General features: G+C 72.7%; 19 protein-coding genes and 1 tRNA gene. 10 read left to right on the forward strand and 10 right to left on the reverse strand.

The window, feature by feature from the left end:
- Nucleotides 1–19 precede the first annotated feature (19 nt).
- The 6 genes from ACH4SL_RS09370 to ACH4SL_RS09395 form a co-directional block, all read right to left on the reverse strand.
- A complete protein-coding gene (locus ACH4SL_RS09370; RefSeq protein ID WP_398442992.1) occupies nucleotides 20–1,846 on the reverse strand; it encodes a glycoside hydrolase family 3 protein in 1,827 nt (608 codons plus the stop codon).
- 154 nt (nucleotides 1,847–2,000) lie between these two features.
- Nucleotides 2,001–2,522 (reverse strand): hypothetical protein, encoded by a 522-nt coding sequence (locus tag ACH4SL_RS09375; protein WP_398442994.1) that lies wholly within the window; start codon nucleotides 2,520–2,522, stop codon nucleotides 2,001–2,003.
- Nucleotides 2,523–2,573: 51 nt separating this feature from the next.
- Nucleotides 2,574–3,476, reverse strand: coding sequence for a LysR family transcriptional regulator (locus ACH4SL_RS09380; RefSeq protein ID WP_398442996.1), 903 nt, complete (start codon nucleotides 3,474–3,476; stop codon nucleotides 2,574–2,576).
- Nucleotides 3,477–3,548: 72 nt separating this feature from the next.
- The gene (locus ACH4SL_RS09385; RefSeq protein WP_398442998.1) at nucleotides 3,549–4,346 is read right to left on the reverse strand and encodes a sugar phosphate isomerase/epimerase family protein; all 798 of its coding nucleotides are present in this window, start codon (nucleotides 4,344–4,346) and stop codon (nucleotides 3,549–3,551) included.
- Between the two features lie 101 nt (nucleotides 4,347–4,447).
- On the reverse strand, nucleotides 4,448–5,368 hold the full coding sequence (locus ACH4SL_RS09390) for a GNAT family N-acetyltransferase (protein WP_398443000.1): 921 nt from the start codon (nucleotides 5,366–5,368) through the stop codon (nucleotides 4,448–4,450).
- Between the two features lie 121 nt (nucleotides 5,369–5,489).
- Complete coding sequence (locus ACH4SL_RS09395; protein ID WP_398443002.1) at nucleotides 5,490–6,596, reverse strand: LacI family DNA-binding transcriptional regulator; 1,107 nt, start codon at nucleotides 6,594–6,596, stop codon at nucleotides 5,490–5,492.
- A gap of 325 nt (nucleotides 6,597–6,921) precedes the next feature.
- Between ACH4SL_RS09395 and ACH4SL_RS09400 the strand changes: the two genes are divergently transcribed.
- The 7 genes from ACH4SL_RS09400 (at nucleotide 6,922) to ACH4SL_RS09430 (ending at nucleotide 16,234) form a co-directional block, all read left to right on the forward strand.
- Entirely contained in the window at nucleotides 6,922–8,073 is a 1,152-nt protein-coding gene (locus ACH4SL_RS09400; protein WP_398443005.1) for a Gfo/Idh/MocA family protein, read from the forward strand.
- The gene (locus ACH4SL_RS09405) at nucleotides 8,070–9,221 is read left to right on the forward strand and encodes a dihydrodipicolinate synthase family protein (protein WP_398443007.1); all 1,152 of its coding nucleotides are present in this window, start codon (nucleotides 8,070–8,072) and stop codon (nucleotides 9,219–9,221) included. The genes ACH4SL_RS09400 and ACH4SL_RS09405 overlap by 4 nt, the downstream gene beginning before the upstream one ends.
- Nucleotides 9,218–10,072 carry a sugar phosphate isomerase/epimerase family protein gene (locus ACH4SL_RS09410; RefSeq protein ID WP_398443009.1) on the forward strand — a complete coding sequence of 285 codons (855 nt, stop codon included), beginning with the start codon at nucleotides 9,218–9,220 and terminating at the stop codon, nucleotides 10,070–10,072. Before ACH4SL_RS09405 ends, ACH4SL_RS09410 begins: the two co-directional genes overlap by 4 nt.
- 290 nt (nucleotides 10,073–10,362) lie before the next feature.
- Nucleotides 10,363–12,582, forward strand: a complete 2,220-nt coding sequence (locus ACH4SL_RS09415; RefSeq protein WP_398443011.1) for an ATP-dependent RecD-like DNA helicase — start codon at nucleotides 10,363–10,365, stop codon at nucleotides 12,580–12,582.
- 124 nt (nucleotides 12,583–12,706) lie between these two features.
- Complete coding sequence (locus ACH4SL_RS09420) at nucleotides 12,707–13,996, forward strand: citrate synthase (RefSeq protein ID WP_398443014.1); 1,290 nt, start codon at nucleotides 12,707–12,709, stop codon at nucleotides 13,994–13,996.
- A 496-nt stretch (nucleotides 13,997–14,492) separates the two neighbouring features.
- On the forward strand, nucleotides 14,493–15,242 hold the full coding sequence (locus tag ACH4SL_RS09425) for an SDR family NAD(P)-dependent oxidoreductase (RefSeq protein WP_398443017.1): 750 nt from the start codon (nucleotides 14,493–14,495) through the stop codon (nucleotides 15,240–15,242).
- 182 nt (nucleotides 15,243–15,424) lie between these two features.
- Entirely contained in the window at nucleotides 15,425–16,234 is an 810-nt protein-coding gene (locus tag ACH4SL_RS09430) for a DedA family protein (RefSeq protein WP_398443019.1), read from the forward strand.
- On the opposite strand, the gene ACH4SL_RS09435 is transcribed toward ACH4SL_RS09430, so the two are convergent.
- Nucleotides 16,203–17,009 carry a TetR/AcrR family transcriptional regulator gene (locus ACH4SL_RS09435; protein WP_398443021.1) on the reverse strand — a complete coding sequence of 269 codons (807 nt, stop codon included), beginning with the start codon at nucleotides 17,007–17,009 and terminating at the stop codon, nucleotides 16,203–16,205. The genes ACH4SL_RS09430 and ACH4SL_RS09435 overlap by 32 nt on opposite strands.
- Before the next feature lie 114 nt (nucleotides 17,010–17,123).
- Between ACH4SL_RS09435 and ACH4SL_RS09440 the strand changes: the two genes are divergently transcribed.
- A complete protein-coding gene (locus ACH4SL_RS09440) occupies nucleotides 17,124–19,361 on the forward strand; it encodes an MMPL family transporter (protein WP_398443023.1) in 2,238 nt (745 codons plus the stop codon).
- A gap of 3 nt (nucleotides 19,362–19,364) precedes the next feature.
- Here the strand turns inward: ACH4SL_RS09440 and ACH4SL_RS09445 are convergent, their stop codons facing one another.
- The 3 genes from ACH4SL_RS09445 to ACH4SL_RS09455 form a co-directional block, all read right to left on the reverse strand.
- Nucleotides 19,365–19,568, reverse strand: coding sequence for a MarR family transcriptional regulator (locus ACH4SL_RS09445; protein ID WP_398443025.1), 204 nt, complete (start codon nucleotides 19,566–19,568; stop codon nucleotides 19,365–19,367).
- 182 nt (nucleotides 19,569–19,750) lie between these two features.
- The gene (locus ACH4SL_RS09450) at nucleotides 19,751–20,251 is read right to left on the reverse strand and encodes a MarR family transcriptional regulator (RefSeq protein ID WP_398443027.1); all 501 of its coding nucleotides are present in this window, start codon (nucleotides 20,249–20,251) and stop codon (nucleotides 19,751–19,753) included.
- Between the two features lie 419 nt (nucleotides 20,252–20,670).
- Nucleotides 20,671–20,743 (reverse strand) — tRNA-Arg (locus tag ACH4SL_RS09455).
- Between the two features lie 444 nt (nucleotides 20,744–21,187).
- Here ACH4SL_RS09455 and ACH4SL_RS09460 point away from each other — a divergent pair.
- Entirely contained in the window at nucleotides 21,188–22,813 is a 1,626-nt protein-coding gene (locus ACH4SL_RS09460; protein ID WP_398443029.1) for a dynamin family protein, read from the forward strand.
- A complete protein-coding gene (locus ACH4SL_RS09465) occupies nucleotides 22,810–24,888 on the forward strand; it encodes an ATP-binding protein (protein WP_398443031.1) in 2,079 nt (692 codons plus the stop codon). Before ACH4SL_RS09460 ends, ACH4SL_RS09465 begins: the two co-directional genes overlap by 4 nt.
- Nucleotides 24,889–24,919: the final 31 nt, after the last annotated feature.

The raw sequence follows: 24,919 nt of genomic DNA on the forward strand, positions 1-24,919 counted from the left end.
AAGGTCCCCTGGCGGCGGCTCAGTAGTCCAGGCCGTAGCCGATCGGGAAGAGCGCGGTGGCCGGGTCGTCCGCGCGCGGCACGGCGACCGGCAGCCGGCCGGCCGGCGACGCCTTGCCGGCGATGACCCGGGCCACCGCGCGCATCGACACGTCCGTCCAGCCGTAGGTGGCGAGCGACGCCGCCACCGGCGGCAGGTACGCGATGTCGTAGGGGTTGCGGACGGCGACCTGCACGACCGGCACCGACGTGGCGGCCAGGGCCGCGACGAGCGCGATCTGCGCGGGCGCCACGTCCGTGACGTTGTAGGTGCACACCACCACCGCGTCCTTGCCGGCGGCCGCGGCGACGGCCTGCTCGATCAGGGCCTGCCCGGGCGCGGTGCCGGTGGACAGCGCCTGCGCGGGGTGGCCGAGGTCGGTCAGGGCCCGTGCCAGGACGGCGGTGGGCGGGCCGCCGGTCCCCGACGGGGCCGCCGGGTCGGCTCCGACCACCAGCAGGTCGCGGTGCGAGCGGCGGGGCAGCGGAAGTACACCCGTGTCGTTGCCGAGCAGGGTGATGCCGCGGTCGGTGATCCGGTCGGCGGTCGCGAGATGGGCCCGGGTGCCGACCGCCCGGTCGACCCCGGCGCGGCTGACGTACGGGTCACGGAAGAGGCCCAGACGGAGCTTGAGGGCCAGGATGCGTTCCAGGGAGACCGCCAGCCGCTCCTCGGTCAGCTCACCCGAGGCCACGGCGTCGAGGACACCGCGGTAGGCGACGTCCAGCAGCGGCGGGTTGAGCAGCTGGTCCACGCCCGCCTTGAGCGCGAGCACCGGCACCCGGTCGTCACCGTACTTCTCCCGGACGCCCGCCATGTCGAGCGCGTCGGTGACCACTACCCCGTCGTAGCCGAGCTGCTCGCGCAGGACACCGGTGAGGATGGGGTGGGAGAGCGTCGCCGGGTCACCGGAGTCGTCCAGGGCGGGCACCAGGATGTGTGCGGTCATGATCGAGTCGATGCCCGCCGCGATGGCCGCGCGGAAGGGCGGGGCGTCGGTGGTCTGCCACTGCTCCAGGGTGTGGGTGATGACCGGCAGCGAGAAGTGGCTGTCCGTGCCGGTGTCGCCGTGGCCCGGGAAGTGCTTGGCGGTCGAGGCGATGCCGGCGCTCTGGTAGCCCCGCACCTGGGCGGCGGCGAGCGCGGAGACCGCGGCCGGGTCGGCGCCGAAGGAGCGCACGCCGATCACCGGGTTCGCCGGGTTGATGTTCACGTCCGAGACGGGGGAGTAGTTCTGGTTGACGCCCATCGCGGCGAGTTCGGTGCCGATCACCCTCGCCGCGGTCCGGGCGTCCGCGGGGCTGCCGTCGGCGCCCAGCGCCATGCCGCCGCCGAAGAGCGTGCCCGGCGCTCCGATACGGGCCACCGCGCCCTGCTCCTGGTCGGTGGAGATCAGCAGCGGCACGGGGGCGCCCTGCGCGAGGGCCGCACGCTGGAGGCCGTTGGACAGGTCGGCGATCTGGTGCGGATTCTGCGTGTTGTGGGCCCAGGCGAAGTAGATGATGCCGCCGACGTGGTATTTCGCCAGCAGCTCCGCGCCGGTGGAGACGCCGATCTCGCTCTGGTTGGCGGCCGCGTCCGCGGGGTCGGGGTCGGTGGCCGACGCCCCGTAGACCCGCATCACGAACAACTGACCGACCTTCTCCTCCAGGCTCATGCGCCGGATGAGGGAGCGGATCGTACGGCGCTGCGTGCTGCTGAGCGCGGAGCGGCCGCCGGCCGCGGCGGCGGGCGCGGCGCTCGCGGCGACGACGGAGCCGGCCGCGGCGGCGGTGAGCAGGGAGCGGCGGGACGGGTGATGGTGCACGACGAACTCCTTCTGACGGAGGAGGAAGGCACGCTGAAGGAAATTTCCAGAGGTACACGGATAGCGTGGAAGTTTTCGCCGGTCAATGGTCTGGTCGAACTCCCGCGCGAAGTCCTCCGTACGGCCGACCCCGCCCGTCGTGCCTGATCCCGCGTCAGGCGAACTCCGGGCGCGTCGGCATGCGCTCGCGCGGCACCTGGAAGACCACCGAGACCCGGAAGGCCGCCACGCACTCCGGCAGCGGCTCGGGCTGGCTGACGTGCAGTTCCAGCTGGTTGCCCGACATGTGCAGGGCGGCCGCGGTGGCCGTGCTGCACCCGGTCGGCCGTGTCCAGCCGACCAGCACCTGCCGGGTGAAGTCGGTGCCGCGCGCCACGGCGGTGAGCCGCGTCCGGGCCTGCCCGTCGGTGAAAGCCGCGGCAAAGCGCTCGGCGTCGGCCCGGCTGCCGAGCACCTCGTGGCCGTCCCGTGGGCCGCGGGGCGCCGAGGTGAAGAAGACCACCTGCCCCACGGGCGTCCCGTCACCCGCCGTCGTCGGGGAGGCGCTCGCCGCCCCGGGCGTGCCCTGCTGCCCGCCCGAGCCCTCCTGCGTCCCGCACCCGCCGCCCACCACGGCGAGCGCCGCCGCCAGCACCGCGGCCGCGGCCGCCCTGCGCGAAGTCGTCGTCAGCGTCATGCCGGTGGGACGGGCCGCCCGCCCCGCCGGTTCCGCACCCCTGGCGGGCCGTCAGGCCGCCGCGGGCCAGTGGGCGCGCAGCGTGGCCACCGCCACCTCGATCGACGGGCGGCGGGCGGCGCCCTGCCGCCACAGGGCGTAGAGCCGCCGCACGGGCGCGGGTTCCAGCGGGAGCACCCGCACCCCCTCGGGTATCGGCCCGCGCCCGAGCCTGGGCACCAGCGCGATACCGAGCCCCGCCGCCACGAGCGCCACCTGTGTGCCGTACTCGCCGACCTGGAAGGCCATGTCCGGCTCCCGGCCGGCTTCCCGCAGCGTCCGCACCAGCCAGTCGTGGCAGACCGAACCCGGCGGCTGGCAGATCCACCGTTCGGCCGCCACGTCGGAGCGCACCAACCGCTCCCGACCCGCCAGCCGGTGGCCCGCGGGCACCAGCACGTCGCACGCGTCGTTCCCGATGACGCAGCGCTCCACACCCTCGGGAGCAGGAAGCGGCGCGATGTCCCAGTCGTGCGCCACCGCCAGGTCCACCACGCCCCGCGCCACCAGATCCACCGACAGATGGGCGTCCACCTCCAGGAGCCGCAGCTCCAGCGCCGGACAGCTCGCCGTCAGCTCCGCCAGGACCGCGGGCAGCAGCCCGCTCGCCGCGGTGGGGAACGCCGCCAGCGTCAGCCGCCCCGACGGCTTGCCCCGCTGCTCCTCCAGCGCCACCTCCGCCTTTTCCACGATCGCCATCAACTGCTCAGCGGTCGCGACCAGCAGCTGCGCGGCATCGGTCAGCGTCACCCCGCGCCCCTGCCGCTCCAGCAGGACCGTCCGCGTCTCCCGCTCCAGCTTCGAGATCTGCTGCGACACCGCGGAGGGCGTGTACCCCAGCGCGGTCGCCGCGGCGCCGATGGAGCCGTGCGCGTGCACGGCGTGCAGCGCCTTCAGCCGCCCCAGATCGAGCATGCTTCCCTCCTCCGCCCCGCCCCGACCCCGACGTGACGTCGGCCGGCCGGGGCGCCGCGGCCCCGCCCTACGTCAGGCGGACTCCGTCAGCAGCCGGTCAAGGTGGTCCCGGGCGGCTCCCAGCAGCCCCGCCAGCTCCGGGACCTGCGGATACCAGCGCTTCTCGTACTCCCAGCACAGCCAGCCGTCCCACTCCGCGCGGCTGAGCACCTCGACCGTCTCCGCCAGCGGCAGCGCACCGGCACCCAGCGGCAGCGGGGTGGTGTCGGCCGCCGAGGCGATGTCCTTGACCTGGAGGTATCCCAGGTACGGCGCCAGCGCCGCGAAACTCGACGCGGGCTGCTCTCCCGCCAGCCAGGTGTGCATGACGTCCCACAGCGCACCGGCGCCCGTGTGCCCGACCCGGCCGACCACGCGCGCGACGTCGGCCCCGGCGCGGTGCGAGTCATGGGTCTCCAACAGCACCCTCACCCCCAGGTCGGCCGCCGCCGGAGCCGCCGCCGCGAGCCGCCGGGCGGCCAGCGCGTCCGCCTCCTCGGCCGGCAGGTCCTTGCCGCCGGGGAAGACCCGCAGGAACGACGCCCCGAGGTCGTGGGCCAGGGCCACACCCGCGGCGATCTCGTCCAGCACCGGTTGGTCGTCCCCGGCGGCGGCCACCTTTGCGTATCCGGCGACCGTCAGGACCTCGATCCCGGCCTTGCCGAACTCCGCTGCCACATCGGCTCTCTGATCCGCCGAAAGGCCGGTGTGCACCGGGCCCTCGGGGCTCGCGCGGAGTTCGACGCCGTGGAAGCCGTTGTCCGCGGCAAGCCGGGCCACCTGGTCGACGGGCAGTTCGGGAACACCGAGAGTGGAGAACGCGAATCTCATTCGCCGGACACTAGGCACCCGATCCGGCCTGGTCAACCGTGATCCGCCGGCGTCGTACGGACGCCGTACCGTCCGCGGCCGTGCACCGGGCAACCACGGCACTACAGGGTGAGATGCCAGTCCTGGCCCACGAGATCCTTGCCGAAACTGTGGTGCGGCTGCTCGCCGACCAGCCGGAAGCCGGCCCGCTGGTAGATCGACCGCGCACGGCCGAGCACGTCGTTGGTCCACAGCACCATGTCGCGGTAGTCCGCCGAACGGGCGAAGGCCAGGCACTCCTCGACCAGCCGCCGGCCTATCCCGTGCCCGCGTGCCGACGGGTCGACCAGCAGCAGCCGCAGCCGCGCCGTGCCGGGCAACGTGTCGCGCACGCAGAAGACACAACCGGCGCGCCGCCCGTCCAGCTCGGCTATCCACAGGGCCTCACACGTCGGCTCCCGCGTCTCGGCGAAATCCGCGACGATACGCGCGACCAGCGTCTCGTACTCCTCGTTCCACCCGTACTCCTCCGCGTAGACCGCCGCGTTGCGCTCCACCACCCACCCCAGGTCGCCGGGGCGCGGCCCGCGCAGGGTCACCCGGCCCTTCGCGGGAGGTACGGCGCTGTCCCGCAGGATCTCCCGGACGGTGCGCATGGCCTCGGCCAGCCGCGGACGGTCATCCGGCGCCATCCGGTCGACCAGCGTGGCCACGGCTTCCTGCGACCGCTCCTCCAGCAGCCCGGCTGCCTCCCGGCCCTGCTCGGTCAGCTCTATCCGCTGCCGCCTGGCGTCCTCGGCGGACGGACCGCGCGTGACGAGTTGCTGCTCCTCGAAGCGGGCGAGCATCCGGCTGAGATACCCGGCGTCCAGCGACAGTTCGAGCCGCAGGTCCGCGGCGTCGGTCCGCGGGGCGTGCGCCAGTTCGTACAGCACGCGCGCCTCGGTGAGGGTGAAGGGCGTGTGCAGGTGGCGGCTGTAGTCGAGCGCGCCGATGAGGTTGGTGTAGAAGCGGTTGAACTCGCGGATCTCCTTGACGGCCATGATGCGTCCCCCGTCCTGCCGTTGAGCCGGCCGCTGTCCGACCGGTCGAACCTTGACTGAGTCAAAGGTAGGCCGACGGGCGACCCCGGCGGAAGGGGCTTTCGCCGCCTGTGGATAACTTTCAGACGCGCCCGGCGGCCGGGGGCGCGGTCGACCCGCGGACCATCAGCTCGGTTGCGATCGTGGTCACCCCGCCGGGCGGCGGCGCGAGCCGCCCCATCACCAGCCGGCCGGCCCGCGCGCCTGCCTCCTGGAGCGGAATGCGGACCGTGGTCAGCGCGGGTGAGGCGTCGGCGCTGAAGGGCAGGTCGTCGAAGCCGGCGACCGACACGTCCGTGGGGATGCGCAGCCCGCGGTCGCGCAGCGCGGCGCAGACCCCGAGCGCGACGGTGTCGTTGGCGGCGACGATGGCGGTGACGTCGGTGTCCCGGCGGAGCAGTTCGAGCGTCGCGTCGTAGCCGGCGTTCCGGTCGTAGCCGCCGTGCACGGTCAGCGGGTCGTCCGCCGCGTCCCCCGCCGTGCCGGTACCGGCCGTTCCGCGACGCGGCGCGAGGCCGTGGGCGGCGAGCGCCGCGCGGTGGCCCGCGAGCCGGTCGCCGGTGGTGCTGCGTTCCGCCGGCCCCGTCACGTAGCCGATGCGGCGGTGGCCGAGCGAGAGCAGATGCTCCGTCAGCCGCCGGGCCCCGCCGAAGTTGTCGAACGCCAGCGTGGTCAGCGGTCCCGTCTCGCCCGGGAGGGTCAGCGGCGGGCGGCCGCACAGCACGATGCGGGTGCCGGACGCGGCCAGGCGAGCGAGGCGGGCGCTGACGGAATCGGTGTGTGCGGAGCTGTCCACGGCGCCGCCGGTGAGGACCACGCCCGCGGCCCGCTGGCGCTCCAGCAGGGTGAGGTAGGTGAGTTCGGCCTCCGGCGACCCGCCGGTGTTGCAGACGACGGTCAGCTTGCCGCCCGGCTCGGCGGCGCTCACTCCGACCTCGGCCTGGAGAGCGCTGGCGATGATCCCGAAGAAGGGGTCGGCGACGTCGTTGACCAGCACGCCCACCAGGTCGGAGGTGGCGGCGGCCAGCGCGCGCGCCTGCCCGTTGACCACGTAGTCCAGCTCGGCCACCGCGCGCTGCACCCGCTCGCGAGTGCTTCCGGCCACCGGGTAGTTGCCGTTGAGCACCCGGGAGACCGTGGCGGACGACACCCCGGCGCGTGCCGCGACGTCGGCCAGAGTCACTGCCATCTCGCTGCCGTCCTCCGTCTTCTGGTCCCGCGGCGCCGACCGGACGTGTCGGTGGTGACCGGCCGTGTGCGCCGTGGGCGGGATCGCGTGGTCCCGCGGGTCATGCTCTCATCCCGGCACCCCGGGCGTCATCGGGAGTGCACATCAGACGGGCAGCAAGCGCTTTCCCTCATCGTGGCACCTCTTGCCCGGAACGGGACTCGCGGGTTAGCGTGAGACCGAAAGAAAGCGCTTGCTGTACGCCTTGCTGCGGCGCTCGCCATCAGTTGCCGCCGTGGGCTCCGCACCGGCCGGGCCCGCCGAACCACCGAGAAGAGGACCCCACGTGACACGCAGGACTGTGCGGATCGCCATGAACGGCGTCACCGGACGCATGGGATACCGGCAGCACTTGGTCCGCTCCATCCTCAGCCTGCGCGAGCAGGGGGGGCTCGACCTGGGAGACGGCACCGTGCTGTGGCCGGAACCCGTCCTGGTCGGCCGACGGGAGCACGCGCTGCGCGCCATCGCGGAGCAGCACGGCATCGAGCACTGGTCGACGGACCTGGACGCGGTACTGGCCGACCCGTCGGTCGAGATCTACTTCGACGCCCAGGTCACCTCGGCGCGTGAGGCCGCGGTCAGGCAGGCTATCGCGGCCGGCAAGCACATCTACTGCGAGAAGCCGACCGCCACGTCGCTGGAAGGGGCGCTGGAGCTGGCCAGGCTCGCGCAGGAAGCGGGCGTCAAGCACGGCGTGGTCCAGGACAAGATCTTTCTTCCCGGCCTGCTGAAGCTCAAGCGGCTCGTCGACGGCGGCTTCTTCGGCCGGATCCTGTCCATCCGCGGCGAGTTCGGCTACTGGGTCTTCGAGGGCGACTGGCAGAGCGCGCAGCGCCCGTCGTGGAATTACCGCGCGGAGGACGGCGGCGGCATCACCGCGGACATGTTCCCGCACTGGGACTACGTCCTGCACGAGATCTTCGGCCGGGTGCGCACGGTCCAGGCGCTCACCGCCACCCATGTCCCGCAGCGCTGGGACGAGCGCGGCAAGCCGTACGACGCCACCGCCGACGACGCCGCGTACGGCATCTTCGAACTCGACGGCGGCGCCGTGGCGCAGATCAACTCCTCCTGGACCGTCCGCGTCAACCGGGACGAGCTGGTGGAATTCCAGGTCGACGGCACCCACGGCTCGGCCGTCGCCGGGCTGCGCAATTGCCGCGTCCAGCACCGGTCCGCCACCCCCAAGCCGGTGTGGAATCCGGACCTGCCCGCGACCGAGGTCTTCCGCGACCAGTGGCAGGAGGTCCCCGACAACAGCGACTTCGGCAACGGCTTCAAGGCGCAGTGGGAGCTCTTCCTGCGCCATGTGGTCCTCGACGAGCCCTGGCGCTGGGACCTGCTGGCGGGTGCGCGCGGTGTCCAGCTGGCGGAGCTCGGGCTGCGGTCCTCCGCGGAGGGCCGCCGGTTCGACGTGCCGGAGCTGTCGCTGTGAGCATCGAACTGCCCGACGAGTCGGGGACGTCCCACCGGTACGTGCCGCGCACGGAAGCCGTGGCAATGGCGCCGGATCTGCCGCTCCGCAGCCGTGTCGTCTATTCGGCCGCCCATGTGGTGGCCGATCCGCTGCGCACCGCGGCGGACGCCCCCGCGGCGGTGGACTGGGACGCGACGCTCGCTTTCCGGCGCCATCTGTGGGCGCACGGCCTCGGTGTCGCCGAGGCCATGGACACCGCCCAGCGGGGTATGGGCCTGGACTGGGCGGGGGCCGCCGAGCTGATCCGCCGCTCCGCGGCCGAGGCGCGGGCGGTGGGCGGCCGGATCGCCTGCGGGGTCGGCACCGACCAGCTGACCGGTCCCGCCACCCTTGCCGAGGTGACGGCCGCGTACGAGGAGCAGCTCGCGCTCGTCGAGGCCGCCGGAGCGCAGGCCGTGCTGATGGCCTCGCGAGCGCTGGCGGCCGCCGCGAAGGGCCCGGACGACTACCTGCGGGTGTACGGGCATCTGCTGCGGCAGGCCGCCGAGCCGGTGATCCTGCACTGGCTCGGGCCGATGTTCGACCCGGCACTCGACGGCTACTGGGGCAGCGCCGATCTGGACGCGGCGACCGAAACCTTCCTGGAGGTCGTCGCGGCGCACCCGGACAAGATCGACGGGGTGAAGATCTCGCTGCTGGACGCCCGGCGCGAGGTGGAGCTGCGCCGCCGGCTCCCCGGTGGGGTGCGCTGCTACACCGGCGACGACTTCAACTACCCCGAGCTGATCGCCGGGGACGAGCAGGGCTTCAGCCACGCGCTGCTCGGCATCTTCGACCCGCTGGCGCCGCTGGCCTCGGCGGCGGTCAGCGTCCTGGACACGGGTGACACGAACGGCTTCCGCCGGATCCTGGACCCGACCGTCGAACTGTCGCGCCACCTGTTCTGCGCGCCGACGCGCTTCTACAAGACGGGCGTGGTCCTGCTCGCCTGGCTGGCCGGCCACCAGCAGCACTTCACCATGGTCGGCGGGCTGCAGTCGGCGCGCTCGCTGCCGCATCTGGCACGCGCCTACGAACTCGCCGACCGGGTCGGGCTCTTCCCCGATCCCGCACTCGCCGAGGACCGGATGCGCCGGCTGCTGACCCTGCACGGAGTGGACGCATGACCGACACCGCACGGACGCAGCCGTACGATCTCGCGCGGCTGAGCATCAACCAGGAGACGGTCAAGCAGTGGTCGCTGCCGGAGCTGGCCGAGGGATGCCGGGCCGCGGGCATCGACAAGGTCGGGCTGTGGCGCGCCCCGGTGCAGGAGTACGGCGTGGAACGCGCCGCGCGCCTGATGCGGGACAGCGGGTTGACGGTGACCTCGCTGTGCCGGGGGGGCTTCTTCACCGCGACGGACGCGGAATTGCGTGCCGAGGCGCTGGACGACAACCGCGCGGCGATCGACGAGGCCGCCGCCCTGGGGACGGGCACGCTCGTGCTGGTGTCCGGGGGCCTGCCGGCCGGTGACCGGGACATCGCGGCGGCGCGCGAGCGGGTGGCGGACGCGCTCACGGAACTCGCCCCGTACGCCGGAGAACGCGGGGTGCGGCTGGCGATCGAACCGCTGCACCCGATGTACGCCTCCGACCGGTGCGTGATCTCCACCCTCGGCCAGGCACTGGAGATCGCCGAGCGCTTTCCCGCCGACCAGGTCGGCGTGGTCGTCGACACCTACCACCTGTGGTGGGACGACCAGGCCCCCGCGCACACCCGGCGCGCCGGGGAGGGCGGCAGGATCGCGGCCTTCCAGCTCGCCGACTGGGTCACCCCGCTTCCGGAGGGTGTGCTCCTGGGGCGCGGCCAGCTCGGTGACGGGTGCATCGACCTGCGCGGGTGGCGGGAGACGGTGGACGCGGCAGGCTACCGGGGCCCCGTCGAGGTGGAGATCTTCAACCCGGCGCTGTGGGCGCGGGAGGGCGCCGACGTCGTCGCGGAGATCGCCGAGAGGTACGTGGCGCACGTCAGCTGAAAAAATCTTGAGAAGTATGGCCGTCGTAGGACAACCCTGACGGCGGGTGGCATGTCGTATAGGGCGTCACGGCTTCGCGGGAGGGCCTCTGGGAAGCCGTGAGGGTAATGCGCCCGAGGGGGGCTTCGGGGGTGATGGACGGGAGCGGGGTCCGGCGGTGCCGGGCCCCGCTCCCGTCGTTCCGCGGGGCGTGCGGCCGCCGCCCCGCGGGGTTGTCCACAGGCCGCGAACGCCGTGTCCCTGCCTGCCGGTACCGTCGGATCAGATCGGCTCCGGGGAGGGAGGTCGGCATGACGGACAGGTCACTCGCGGTGCTGGAGGGTGTCCTGGAGAGGATCACCTACGCCAACGAGGACAGCGGCTACACGGTCGCCCGGGTGGACACCGGGCGCGGCTCCGGCGACCTGCTGACCGTGGTGGGCGCGCTGCTCGGCGCCCAGCCCGGCGAGTCGCTGCGCATGCACGGCCGCTGGGGCTCCCATCCGCAGTACGGCAAGCAGTTCACCGTGGAGAACTACACGACCGTGCTGCCGGCCACCGTGCAGGGCATACGCCGCTACCTCGGCTCGGGGCTGATCAAGGGGATCGGTCCGCGGATCGCCGAGCGGATCGTGGAGCACTTCGGCGTCAGCACGCTGGAGGTCATCGAGGGCGAGCCGAAGCGGCTGATCGAGGTGCCCGGTCTCGGGCCCAAACGCACCAGGAAGATCGAGGCCGCGTGGGAGGAGCAGAAGGCCATCAAGGAGGTCATGGTCTTCCTCCAGGGCGTGGGGGTGTCCACCTCCATCGCCGTCCGGATCTACAAGGAGTACGGCGACGCCTCGATCTCCGTGGTGAAGGGCCGGCCCTACCGGCTGGCGGCCGAGGTGTGGGGTATCGGCTTCCTGACCGCTGACCGGATCGCCCAGGCCGTCGGCATACCGCACGACAGCCCGGAAAGGGTGAAGGCCGGGCTGCAGTACGCGCTGTCGCAGGCCACCGACGGGGGCAACTGCTTCCTGCCGCAGGAGCGCCTGATCGCCGACGCGGTGAAGCTGCTCCAGGTCGACACCGGCCTGGTGATCGACTGCCTGGGCGAGCTGGCCGACGAGGAGGGCGTGGTCCGCGAGAGCGTCCCGGCCCCCGACGGGGACGGCGAGCCGGTCACGGCCGTCTATCTGGTGCCTTTCCACCGTGCCGAGATCGCGCTGGCCGCGCAGGTGGTCCGGCTGCTGCGCGGGCCCGAGGAGCGGCTGCCGGCGTTCCGGGACGTGGACTGGGACAAGGCGCTGTCCTGGCTGGCGGGCCACACGGGCGCGGACCTCGCCCCGGAGCAGCAGCAGGCGGTGCGGCTCGCGCTGACGGAGAAGGTCGCCGTGCTGACCGGCGGCCCGGGCTGCGGCAAGTCCTTCACGGTGCGCTCCGTGGTGGAGCTGGCACGGGCGAAGAAGGCGAAGGTGGTGCTGGCGGCCCCGACCGGGCGGGCGGCCAAGCGGCTGGCGGAGCTGACCGGGGCGGAGGCGTCCACCGTCCATCGCCTGCTGGAACTGAAGCCGGGCGGCGACGCCGCATACGACCGCGACCGCCCGCTGGACGCCGATCTCGTGGTCGTCGACGAGGCGTCCATGCTGGACCTGCTGCTGGCGAACAAGCTGGTCAAGGCGGTGCCTCCGGGAGCGCACCTGCTCTTCGTGGGGGATGTCGACCAGCTGCCCAGCGTCGGTGCCGGGGAGGTGCTGCGGGATCTGCTGGCGCCGGACAGCCCGGTACCGGCCGTGCGGCTGACCAGGATCTTCCGGCAGGCCCAGCAGTCCGGGGTGGTCACCAACGCGCACCGCATCAATTCCGGGCTGCCGCCGGTGACGCAGGGGCTCCCCGACTTCTTCCTCTTCGCGGAGGAGGACTCGGAGGAGGCGGGCCGGCTCACCGTGGACGTCGTCGCGCGCCGCATCCCGGCCCGGTTCGGCCTGGACCCGCGGCGGGACGTCCAGGTGCTCACCCCGATGCACCGCGGCCCGGCAGGGGCCGGGACGCTCAACGGGCTGCTCCAGCAGGCCGTCACCCCGGCCCGCCCCGACCTGCCGGAGCGCCGGTTCGGGGGCCGCACGTTCCGTGTGGGCGACAAGGTGACCCAGATCCGTAACAATTATGACAAAGGCGCCAATGGTGTCTTCAACGGCACGGTGGGCGTGGTCACGGCCCTGGACGCCGTGGAGCAGCGGCTCACCGTGCGCACCGACGAGGACGAGGAGGTCGGCTACGACTTCGACGAGCTGGACGAGCTGGCCCACGCCTACGCCGTGACCATCCACCGCTCCCAGGGCAGCGAATACCCGGCGGTGGTGATCCCGGTCACCACGGGCGCCTGGATGATGCTCCAGCGCAATCTGCTCTACACCGCGGTCACCAGGGCGAAACGCCTGGTCGTCCTGGTCGGCTCGCGGCGGGCGATCGGGCAGGCGGTGCGCACGGTCTCGGCAGGCCGACGCTTCACGGCTCTCGACCACCGGCTGTCCAGGGGCGCAAAATAGGCACTCCGTGCCACTTTTCGGCCCGATGGCCGACCCCGAGTGCACGCACCAGTGCCAAATGGGGGACAGTGGACGTAGTCAGGGCACCTCGAAGAAGAGGCAAAACCGTCGGTGAGGGAATGACGTGAGCGACAACTCTGTAGTACTGCGGTATGGGGACAGCGAGCACAGCTACCCGGTGGTTGAGAGCACTGTCGGTGACAAGGGCTTCGACATCGGCAAGCTGCGCGCCGACACGGGCCTGGTGACACTGGACAGCGGTTACGGCAACACCGCGGCCTACAAGTCCGCGATCACCTTTCTCGACGGCGAGGAAGGCATCCTGCGCTACCGGGGCTACCCGATCGAGCAGGTCGCCGAGCGCGGCACGTTCCTCGAAACCGCCTACCTGCTGATCAACGGCGAGCTGCCGACGGTCGACGAGCTGGCGGAGTTCAAGGGCCAGATCACCCAGCACACCCTGCTGCACGAAGACGTCAAACGGTTCTACGACGGCTTCCCGCGCGACGCCCATCCGATGGCGATGCTGTCGTCCGTGGTCAGCGCGCTGTCGACGTTCTACCAGGACAGCCACAACCCCTTCGATCCCGAACAGCGCTACCTCTCCACGATCCGGCTGCTCGCCAAGCTGCCGACGATCGCGGCGTACGCGTACAAGAAGTCCGTCGGCCAGCCGGTGGTCTACCCGCGCAACGACCTCGGCTACGTCGAGAACTTCCTCCGGATGACGTTCTCCGTCCCCGCCGAGGAGTACGAGCTCGACCCGGTCGTCGTCAGCGCGCTGGACAAGCTCTTCATCCTGCACGCCGACCACGAGCAGAACTGCTCGACGTCCACCGTCCGCCTGGTGGGCTCGTCGCAGGCGAACCTGTTCGCCTCGATCTCGGCCGGCATCAGCGCCCTGTGGGGCCCCCTGCACGGCGGTGCCAACCAGTCGGTGCTGGAGATGCTCGAAGGCATCCAGGCCACCGGCGGCGACGTGGACTCCTTCATCCGCAAGGTGAAGAACAAGGAGGACGGCGTCAAGCTCATGGGCTTCGGCCACCGCGTCTACAAGAACTTCGACCCCCGGGCGAAGATCATCAAGGCCGCGGCGCACGACGTCCTCTCGGCGCTCGGCAAGTCCGACGAGCTGCTCGACATCGCGCTCAAGCTGGAGGAGCACGCGCTCAGCGACGACTACTTCGTGTCGCGCAAGCTCTACCCGAACGTGGACTTCTACACCGGCCTGATCTACCGCGCGATGGGCTTCCCGACCAGCATGTTCACCGTGCTGTTCGCCATCGGCCGGCTGCCCGGCTGGATCGCCCAGTGGCACGAGATGATCAAGGAGCCCGGCTCCCGGATCGGCCGTCCGCGGCAGATCTACACGGGCGTCGAGATCCGCGACTACGTCTCGGTCGAGGCCCGCTGACGCTCGGCGTCACCCCGCGCGCGCCCGGACCGACGCCTCGGCGTCGTCCGGCGCGCGCGTTCCGTTCCGGACGGAACGGATGCAGTACAAGGCAGTACAAGGAAGCGCCCCGCGCAGGATCCCCCCACGGGTCCGGCACGGGGCGCTCCCGTTCCCCGGAACGGATCCCCCCACGGGTCCGACCGGGCGTCATTGTCGGCGGCTGTGCGCCGTTGCCGGGACGAAAGCGGCCCGGGAGGGCCGCTCAAGCTCCCCGGGCGTCGCCCCGGCGACGCGTTCCGGACCGTCCCCCAAGACGGTCCGACCTACAGCCCCCCGACCGGCTCCGCCGGGAGCACGGTACTCAAGACATAAGACCCGCCAACCACTGTAATGGTTACGTTCTCCGCCGTGTGATCTACGTCTCTTCGAGAAGGCTGTTTCCGCAGGCTACCCCGCTCGCGCCCACTTCGCGGGCATCCCGTACCGTGCTGTCTCTCCTGGAGGGGCGGAGTTCATGGCACAGAACGCGGCAGCGGTGCGCAACATCGTGGTGACCGGGGGCGGTACGGGCATCGGGCGGGCCGTTTCGGTGCGTTTCGCCGAAGAGGGCCACCGGGTCACGATCGTCGGTCGCCGCCGGGAGGTCCTGCACGCCGCGGTCGAGGAGATCCGGGCCGAACACGGACTGGACATCACCCCCGTGGTCTGCGACCTCGCGGACCCGGACGACGTCGAGGCGGCGCTGGCGCACCTGCCCGAGCGGGTGGACGTGCTGGTCAACAACGCCGGCAGCCGGGAGCTGGCCGTCGGCGCCGGGCCGCACGGCGTGCTGGCCCGCTGGCGCGGCGATTTCGAACGCAACGTCCTGACCGCCGTCCTGCTCACCGAGTCGCTGCGGGACCGCCTCACCACGGACAGCGGCCGGGTGGTCACGGTGACGTCGGTGGCCGCGCTGCGCGGCGGCGGCTCCTACGGGGCCTCCAAGGCCGCCCTGCACGCGTGGAACCACTCCCTCGCCGCGCAACTCGGCCCGCAGGGCGTGACCTGCAACATCGTGGCGCCCGGCACGGTCGCCGGCACCGAGTTCTTCGGCTCGCGGCTCAACGACGCCGAGCTGACGCGGCGCGCCGGCCGGACCCTGGTCGGCCGGGTCGGCCGTCCCGCGGACGTCGCCTCTGCCGTGCTCTTCCTCGCCTCACCGGAGGCCGGATTCATCACCGGCGAGATCCTCCAGGTCAACGGGGGCGAACTGCTCGGCCGCTGAACGGCCCGCCCCGCATCCGTCCCCCTCACTTCCCTTGCGGCGACGTACTACCTGAGGAGTACCGCGACTGGACCCTCAGGATGAGCTTCCCTGGGAATCGGCCGCAGCGCGGACAATGCGCTTGCCGACCCCGCCCCGCGCTGTCAGCGTTGAGTAAGGGGAAGGGGAAGAGGGGCGGTGGGATGGACGTTGCACTGAGTGTGTCGTCACTTGACTTCACCTCCGGACTCGCCGAGTTCCTGAGGGGCGGCCACGTCATCTGGGCGTACGCGATCCTGGCCGCGACAACGGCTCCACCGTTGGTGCCCAATTCCGTACTCCTCGTGACGGGCGGGGTGATGGCCGCGGAAGGCCATCTGAACCTCGCGCTCGTGCTGCTCGTGGTCGCCGCCAGCGCGGTGCTCGGTGATCTCGGCATGCACCGCACCGGGCGCGCGCTCAGCGGCCGGGTGCTGGAGCGGATGCACCGCAGACCGCGCCGCGAGGCACTGCTGAAGTGGGCCGCGCTGCGCATACAGCGGCACGGCGTCCCTTTCGTGATCGGTGTGCGCTTCCTGCCCAGCGGACGGGTGATCGGCGGCCTGGCGGCGGGGATCATGCGCTATCCGGTGCGCCGCTACGCGATCGGCGCCGGCGTGGCCGAGTCGGTCTGGGCCTCCTACTCGGTCGGGGCCGGCTACATCAGCGGCGAGGCCGCTTCCAACTCCTTCTACGCCCTCTCCCTGGGCCTGGGGATCTCCCTGCTGGTCGCCGCCCTCGGTACGGGCGCGCAGTGGCTCTCACGGGCCAGGGAGCGCCGTCAGGCGGGCGGTGCGCCTCGGCCCTCGGCCGTGATCGCGACCTCCCTGGTCCGTGAGGGCCGTACGGTGCCCTGCCCGTCGGGCCCGTCCGACCCCTCCGGCAAGGGCGCCGGAAGGGTCGGTCCGCCGGCGGGGCCACGGGACGGCCACGACGGGACGTTCAGCTGCCCTTCGGCAGGCCGGAGGAAATAGCCGCTCCCGGCGTGGCGCGGTCCTCCGTGCCGGTCCCGGACCCGGACCCCGGGCGGTACGCGATGTCCTGCGGCGGACCGTCGAACCAGAGCGCACCCCCCGCGGCCAGCGAGGTCCGCGCCGCGGCCTTCTCCTCCTCCCCGATCTCGACCGGACCGGTGCCCACGTGGGGCCCGAGGTAGCGGTAGAGCACGCTCTTCAGCTCCCTCGCGTACGCCGTGCGCGCGGCGTCGTCCTCGGTCAGCAGGATGAGTTCGAGGCCCGCCTTGAACATCGCGAAGCTCATCTGCGCGATCACCGTGCGCTCGGTCGGCGAGAGCGACGGACGGCGCAGTGCCAGTACCCAGGCCACCCGGTCGAGCAGCGTGGCGTGCAGGGTGTCGTGCTCCTCCGCGATCCGGCCCGGTGTGTCGGAGCCCTTGATGAGCGAGAAGAACGCGGGGTTGGCGCAGTTGAACTCGATGAAGGGGTCCGCCACCGCGTCCACCAGCCGGTCGAGCGGGAGACGGGCGTTCTCCGCGGTGAAGACCCGTCCGTGGGTCTCCTCCATCTCCCCGATCAGCCGGCTTCCCAGTTCGACGGCGATGGCCTCCTTGTTCGGGAAGAACTGGTAGAGCGTGCCGGGTGACACGCCCGCCTCCCGCGCGATGGCGTTGGTGCTGGACGCCGTGTAGCCGACCGTGCAGAACACGCTGGCGGCAGCCTTCAGCAGCTGCGTGACCCGGCGCTCGCCGCGGGCCTGACGCCGTCTCGGTTTCTCGTCCGCCTCGGACACGTGTACTCCCAGAGGGGGATTGACAAACACGAGCCACCGCTCGCATTCTGAAAATGCGAGCGATCACTCACGTTTGCGATTTTAGTCGTTCTAGGGGGAGAGGACACCTCTGCCATGGCTGATGTCAACCATGCGGGTGCAGTCGGGGGCTGGACGCGGGTCGTGACCGCCAGACCGCGGCTGACGCTGCTGCTCGCGCTGCTCTTCACCGCGCTCGCCGTCGTGGCGGGCAGCGGGGTCGGCGACCGGCTGTCCAGCGGCGGCTTCGAGGCCCCCGGATCCCAGTCGTCGTACGCCACGAAGGCGCTCGCCGAGCACTTCCCCGACTCCCAGCCCAACCTGGTGCTGCTGGTCGACACCCGGGGCGGCGATCCGGACGACCCGGCGGTCGCGGCCGAAGGGCGCCGGCTCGCCGCCCGGCTCGCCGCGGACCCCGACGTCTCCGGTGTCAGTTCGTACTGGGACACCCGCGCGCCGGTGCTGCGCGCCAAGGACGGCAGCTCGGCGATGATCGCCGCCCGGCTGCGGGGGGACGACGACGCCGTGGCCGCCGAGGTCGAACGCATCGCCCCCGCCTACCGCGGCGCGCACGGCCCGGTGAGCGTCACGGTCGGCGGCACCGCGGAGGTACAGCACGAGATGCAGACGACGATCCAGCAGGATCTGCTGCGCGCGGAGATGATCGCGCTGCCGATCACCCTGGTGCTGCTCGTCATGGTCTTCGGCAGCGCCGTCGCCGCGCTGCTCCCGCTGGGCATCGGCATCATCGCGATCCTGGGCACGAGCGCGGTGCTGCGCGGCATCACCGGATTCACCGACGTCTCGGTCTTCGCCGAGAACCTGACCACTGCCCTGGGCCTCGGGCTGGCGATCGACTACTCGCTGTTCATCGTCCGCCGCTTCCGCGAGGAGCTGTCCGCGGGCGCCGATCCGCGGCGCGCGGTGGCGACGACCCTGCGGACGGCCGGCCGCACGGTGCTCTTCTCGGCGCTCACGGTGGCGGCCGCACTCGCGGCGATGCTGGTCTTCCCGCAGTATTTCCTGCGCTCCTTCGCCTACGCGGGTGTGGCCGTGGTGGTGCTCGCCGCTGCGGCGGCGCTCATCGTGCTGCCCGCCGCCCTGGTGCTGCTGGGCGGGCGGGTCAACGCGCTGGACCTGAGGCGGCTGCTGCGCCGCCGGTCACGTGCGGGGGCGGCGGCGGTCGAGCCCGGCGCCCGCTATGCCGCGCTGGCCCGGCTGGTGATGCGCCGGGCGCCCGCTTTCGCGGTGGCCGCGGTGGCGGCGCTGCTGCTGCTCGGGCTGCCCTTCCTGCGCGTGCAGTTCGGATCGGCCGACGACCGGCAGCTGCCGTCGGGGGCTGAAGCGCACGTCGTGCAGCAGCACCTCCGGCAGGACTACGCCGGGAGCCCGGTGGGAGCGATCACCGTACTCGCCGAGGGCGCCGACCCCGCCGCGCTGGCGGACTACCGCGCCCGCGTCGCCGGTCTGCCGGGCGTGGTGCGGGTGGAGGATCCGGTCGCCGGCAAGGAGGCGGGCACCGCCTATCTGACGGTCGTACCCAAGGGAGCCGCGGTGGATTCCGGTCCGCAGCACCTGGTGGGGGAGATCCGCGGCGTGCGGACGGACTTCCGGGCCTCGGTCACGGGCCAGTCGGCGGTGCTCGTGGACAGCAAGCACGCCATAGCGCAGCGACTGCCCTGGGCGGCGGCCATCATCGGTGTGGTCACCCTGCTGCTGGTGTTCCTGCTGACCGGCAGCGTGATCGTGCCGGTGCAGGCGGTGCTCCTCAACGCGCTCAGTCTCACGGCGATGTTCGGCGCGGTGGTCTGGGTCTTCCAGGACGGCCATCTGTCCGGACTGCTGGGCTTCACCGCGACGGGCAGCATAGAGACCAGCCTGCCGGTGCTGATGTTCTGCGTCGCGTTCGGCCTTTCCATGGACTACGGGGTGTTCCTGCTCTCCCGGATCAAGGAGGAGTACGACCGGACCGGCGACCACCAGTCGTCCATCGTCTTCGGCCTGCGGCGGACGGGCGGGCTGATCACCGCCGCCGCCGTCATCCTGGCCGTGGTGATGGTGGGGGTCGGCATGTCCAGGGTCGCCAACACCAAGATGCTGGGCCTGGGCATCGCGCTGGCGGTGCTGATGGACGCGATGGTGATACGCACGCTGCTGGTGCCGGCGGTGATGCGGCTGACCGGGCGGGCAACCTGGTGGGCGCCGCCCGTCCTGCGCCGTTTCCACGAGCGGTTCGGCATATCGGAGGGCGGAGGAGTGGTCCACGGCGGAGGGGGCGACGAGGCCTCGCGCCCCGGCGGGCGGCGGGACCCCGAACCGGCGGCCAGAAGCTGACGGTCACCCCGGAGCCCGGCGGCCGCGGTTTCCCGGCCGCCGGGCACTCCAGGCGCGGATGGTGTCCGCGTACCAGTACGGCTTACCGCCCTCCACCCGGTCAGGATCGGGGAGGTGCCCGTGCTTGCGGTAGGAGCGCACCGTGTCGACCTGCACGCGGATGTATGTCGCGATGTCCGCGTACGACCACAGAGTCCGGTCCGGCATATCGCTACCTCCCGAGCGAGGATGACTGTCCGTCAGCACACTCGCCGGGACAACAACGCCGGTAGGGAAGCCACATGGGCCTGTTGATCACCTGTGACGTGGAATCCGCGTAACAGTGACAAATGTCGCGAACGGGTAACAGGGGCTCCGGGGCGGGAGCAGGAGGTACGGGAGTCCGCCGGTCAGCTGTCGGCCAACTCGTCCGTGGCCAGCCGCCCGGCGCGTGACGTCCGCAGGAGGAAGTCGGCGATCAGGACCAGTTCGGCCTCGTCGTAGTCGGAGCAGATTCCGTCGACCGCGCTGTTCATCGCGGCGAAGAGGCGCGCCACTTCGACCGTGCGCTCCTTGACCACCTGGACCAGTACGGACCGGCGGTCGGTGGGGTTGGGCGTGCGCACCACCCAGTTGCCCCGCTCCAGGCGGTCGAGCACGCCGGTGAGGGTCGCCGGATGCATCCCGGCGCGTTTGGCGAGGGCGGTCGGTCCGATCGGCCCGTGCCGACTGATCAGGTCCAGGCACTCCAGATCGGCGTCCCGCAGATCGAGGTGCATGCCGACCTGGTGGTTGAGCAGCGCCATCTGGATGCTGAGATCGCGCAGGCCGTCCTGGATCCGGTGGTTCAGCCGCCTCCGCCGCCGTGCCGCCGAAGCTGCCGACGTGGTTCCGGGGAGTGTGGAATCCATACGCAGACGATCCTCGTAATCGCTAGCACGCGGGGACAGGCAAAAAACTACCGCACCGCCGCGGCGCGGCTTCCGGGCGGACGTGATCCTTCCGGTTGCCGTATCTGCGGTCCGGTAGAGGCGGCTTTGGCGCACACCCTCTCACAACCCCATAAGCGGCTCATCCGACTTGCGCAAAACGTCGCCACCCCGGCTGACCAGTGGGGCAGGCGGGAATGGCGAGGTTGTTTGTCCCCCCGTGTGCCCCTTCGGAGGGGGCGGCGCCTGGGGGTGATCGCGGTGCGGAGCCACTGGGCCGGCGGAGCGGACGGAAGTGTTCCTTTACGCCGTTGCTACGCGTGCCTCGCTAGATTCGGGCCGCCCGAACCAGTGGATGCCGACGGCCGGCGCCTCCGGAGGAGGCACCGGCCGCGCGAAGGCGCCCCCGGCAGGACTCGAACCTGCGGCCAAGTGCTTAGAAGGCACCTGCTCTATCCGCTGAGCTACGGGGGCCGGACAGCGGCCGCGGCTGTCTACGCCCCTGGCTGGTTCCGTGACCTGTGCCGAGGTCAAGGATAGGGCGCCGCGTCCGTGCTGCTGTCTGCTTCACTCGCGTGGCACGTTGTGGAGGTTCGGTGAAGCGGTCCGATAATCGCAGGCAGGCGCGCGAGCCGCATCGCTTTTGACGGGTCGCAACGCTGCTGTTGTGCACTCGTTATGCCGGTGGCTCATTCTGGCTCCTGTGTCCCACTGGGCACCGCCTACCAGGGCTTCCGCACTGTTCGCCGCGCTGTCACGCGGCCATTGCCCGGCCTTTCCGGCGCCTGCCGCCCCGCGCGCCGATCGGTGCCCGCCCGGCGGGGCCTGCCGCCGCCGGTTGGGCGTTATCCCGGCTGAATGGGGCCAATTGCCCGAAATACGCTTCGTAAACGGTCCAATATCGGGCATTCTGCCGATGTGGCGATCTTGGATGTACGGCCCGAACTGCTCGACGCGTTGTCCGCGCTGCGTGATCGCGTCGGCACTGCCTGCTTCCCCTTCCCGCTCCCCGGGGCCGACCGTGCCCGCCGCACCCGCCAGGAACTGCTGGCGCAGTTGGACGACTACCTCATGCCCCGGCTCACCGCGCCCGAGGCGCCGCTGCTCGCCGTGGTCGGCGGCTCGACAGGTGCGGGCAAATCCACTCTTGTCAACTCACTTATCAGCCGTCGTGTGAGCGAATCCGGCGTTCTTCGCCCCACCACCCGTACTCCCGTACTGGTCTGCCACCCCGAGGACCGCGCATGGTTCGCCGATCCCCGGGTGCTGCCGCGGCTGTCCCGGGTCTGGGCCGTACGCCAGCGGGTCCGCGGGGACGACGACGCCCCCGACCGCAGCGATCCGGCACGGCCCGAGCTGCGGCTGGAATGCGACGACTCCCTGCCGCGCGGACTCGCCCTGCTCGACGCGCCCGACATCGACTCCCTCGTCGCCCGCAACCGCGAACTGGCCGCCGAGCTCATCTGCGCCGCCGACATCTGGATCCTGGTCACCACCGCCTCCCGCTACGCCGACGCGCTGCCCTGGCACCTGCTGCGCACCGCCAGGGAGTACGACGTCACGCTGGCCACCGTCCTGGACCGGGTACCGCACCAGATCGCCGACGACGTGAGCAGGCACTACGCGGCGCTGCTGGCCAAGGCCGGGCTCGGCGACGTACCGCGCTTCACCGTGCCCGAGCTGCCCGAATCCGCGGGTGGCGGCGGGCTGCTGCCGCTGACCGCCGTCGCCGGGCTGCGCGAATGGCTCACGCACTGCGCCCAGGACCCCGCCGCCCGGCAGCACGCCGCCCGCCGCACCGCCGAGGGCGTGCTCGACTCGCTGCGCAGCAGGCTGCCCGCGCTGGCCGCCGCCTCCGCGGCGCAGCACGCGGCGGCGCTGCGGCTGGCCCGCACCGCCGAGGAGGCGTACGCGCTGGCCGCCCGGCACGTCGACGCCGCCGTGCGCGCCGGTGTCCCGCTCTCCGGGGAGGCGCTCGCCCACTGGCGCGGGTATCCGGCCTGCGGGCCCGACGCCCTGCAGGGCGCCCTCGCCGAGGAAGTGGCCGCGCTGCTGCGCGCCGAGACCGACGCCGCCGACGAGCGCATCGCGGACGCCTGGCGCGGCGACCTGGCAGGCGCCGCGCTCCTCGACGACCCCGCCACGCGCCCCGACCGCGACCAGGTGGCCGTCGCCGCCCGGATCGACAAGGGCGTACGGCGCTGGCGCCGGGCAGTCATCGACCTCGCCTACGCCCATGTGCGGTCCGGACGCGACGGCGAGCGGCAGGCCGCCGATCCCGAGGATCTCGCCGCGCTGCTGTGCACCGCGCTGCTCGGCGGCCGGCGCGGGCGGGCGGCCGGCGAACGGCTCGCGGAAACCGTCGGGGCCCAGGCGGCGCTGCGGATGCGCGACGCGGCGCGGGACCGGCTCGCCGACGCCGTCGCCGGCCTGCTGGACGCCGAGCGCGACCGCCGGCTCGCGCCGGTCGACGGCTACGACGTCACGGCAGGGCAGCAGGCCTCGCTGATCTCCGCGCTGTCCCTACTGCAGAAGGAAAGGTGACCCTGGTGCGCCCGACCACCACCGACCAGTCGTCCGCGCTGCCGGAGCCGGAGGCGGGACGTGCGCTCCCCGGCGCCGCGGGTCCGGCCGGTCCCGGCGTCTGCGCGGCTTCCGAGGCAGGCGGCGGGGCGGCCGATCCGCTCGGCGAGCGGGTGGACGCCCTCGGGGAGCTGCTCGGGCTGTCCCGCGCGCGGATCAGCCCCGAGGCGCTCGCCGAGACCGGCGAGCTGCTGGAACGTATCGGGGAGCGGCGCAGGCTCTCGCACGACCACACCGTGGTGGCACTCGCCGGGGCGACCGGAAGCGGGAAGTCCTCGCTCTTCAACGCCCTGGCCGGGCTGCCGCTGTCCGCGACCGGACTGCGCAGGCCGACCACCGCGCGGCCCGTCTCCTGCGCCTGGCACCCCGAGCGGGCCGCGGGGCTGCTGGACCGGCTGGGCATCGCACCGCAGGACCGCTATGCCCGCCGCCCCCGCATCCCCGCCCCGGCCGGCGCCCCCGACCGTGCCGGCGATGGTGCCGGAGTGGGAGCGGGCGGCGCCGAGCCCGCGGCAGACGCGCGCGCCGAGGGCGGGGCGGGCGCCGAGGGTACGGGGCCGGCTGCCGGCACGGTCGAGGCCGGCGGCGGGGCGGGTGGAAGCCGCGGATACGGCGGGGCCGACGGTATCCCGGTCGGCGACGGCGGCTTCCCGGCCGGTTTCGGGGACGCGGCGGCCCGCGCCGATGACGGCCGGGCGGCGGGCCGGTGCGCGGAGACGGTCGAGGGCGGCACGGATCTGGACGGTCTGGTGCTGATCGACCTGCCCGACCACGACTCCGCGGCGCCCGGCCACCGCGCGCAGGTGGACCGGCTGCTGGGGCTGGTGGACGTCGTGGTGTGGGTGCTGGACCCGGAGAAATACGCCGACGCGGCGCTGCACGAACGCTACCTGCGCCCGCTTTCTGGCCATGCCGACGTGACGGTGCTGGTGCTCAACCAGGTCGACCGGTTGCCCGGTGACTCGGCCGAGCTGGTGCTCGACGACCTGCGCAGGCTGCTCGACGAGGACGGCCTCGCGGTGGGCGAGCACGGCGAGGCCGGGGCCGTGGTGCTGGCCGCGTCCGCGCTCACCGGGCAGGGCGTGGCCGACCTGCGGGGCGTGCTCGCGCAGATCGTCGCCGAGCGCGCCGCCGCAGGCCGCCGGCTGGCGGCCGACCTGGACCGGACGGCGGACCGGCTGCACCCGCTCTACGTGGCCGAAGGCGGCGCGGGGCTCACCGACCCGGCGCGGGAGGAATTCGTCGACCGGCTGGCCGACGCGGTGGGGGCCGCCGCGGCCGGTCAGGCCGCGGAACGGGACTGGGCGGCCGCCGCCCGCGCGGCGTGCGGCACGCCGTGGGGGCGGCTGAGAGGAGAACGGACGGCGGCGGACCCGGGATCCCGGGTGGCGCCGACGTCACCCGGCCGGCCGAACGGATCGGGCGGCGCGGCCGGCGCGGTGCCGCTCGTGGCCTCCCGCCCGCTGGTCGGGGAGGCGGTGCGGGGACTGGCCGCCGACGCCGCACGCGGGCTTCCCGCGCCCTGGGGGCAGGCGGTGCGCGACGCGGCCCGGCGCGGCGGTGAGGGGCTGCCCGCGGCGCTGGACACCGCGGCGGGTCGCGCCGAGCCCGGGCCGCCGGAGCACCCGGGCTGGTGGTCGGCGGCGCGTGCCGTGCAGTGGCTGCTGATGACGCTCGCGGTCGCCGGGGCCGTGTGCCTGATCACCCTGGCCGTCGGCTCGCTGGCACTGGTGTGGTGGCCGCCCGTGGTGATGATCGCGACCGGCGGGGCCGGCGGGCCGCTGGTCTCCGCGGCCTGCCGGGTCGCGGCGCGCGGCCCCGCCCGGCGGCACGGGCAGGCCGCGGAGCGGCGGCTGCGGGACGCGGCCGCCGACTGCGGACGGGCCCGGGTGCTGGAACCGGTCGCCGCCGAGCTGATGCGCTACCGCGAGGTGCGCGAGCAGTTCGCCGTCGTGGCCGCCGCCTCACCTGCTCCGCGGGCGCCGCACGCGCGCGATTCCCGCGCCGGAGTGTCCCACATCCGCTCGGCCGGATGACCTGGTCGTCCACAGGATTTGTCCATGGAAG

It is taken from the genome of Streptomyces sp. NPDC021020 (assembly GCF_044333285.1).
In the GTDB taxonomy this organism is placed as follows: domain Bacteria; phylum Actinomycetota; class Actinomycetes; order Streptomycetales; family Streptomycetaceae; genus Actinacidiphila.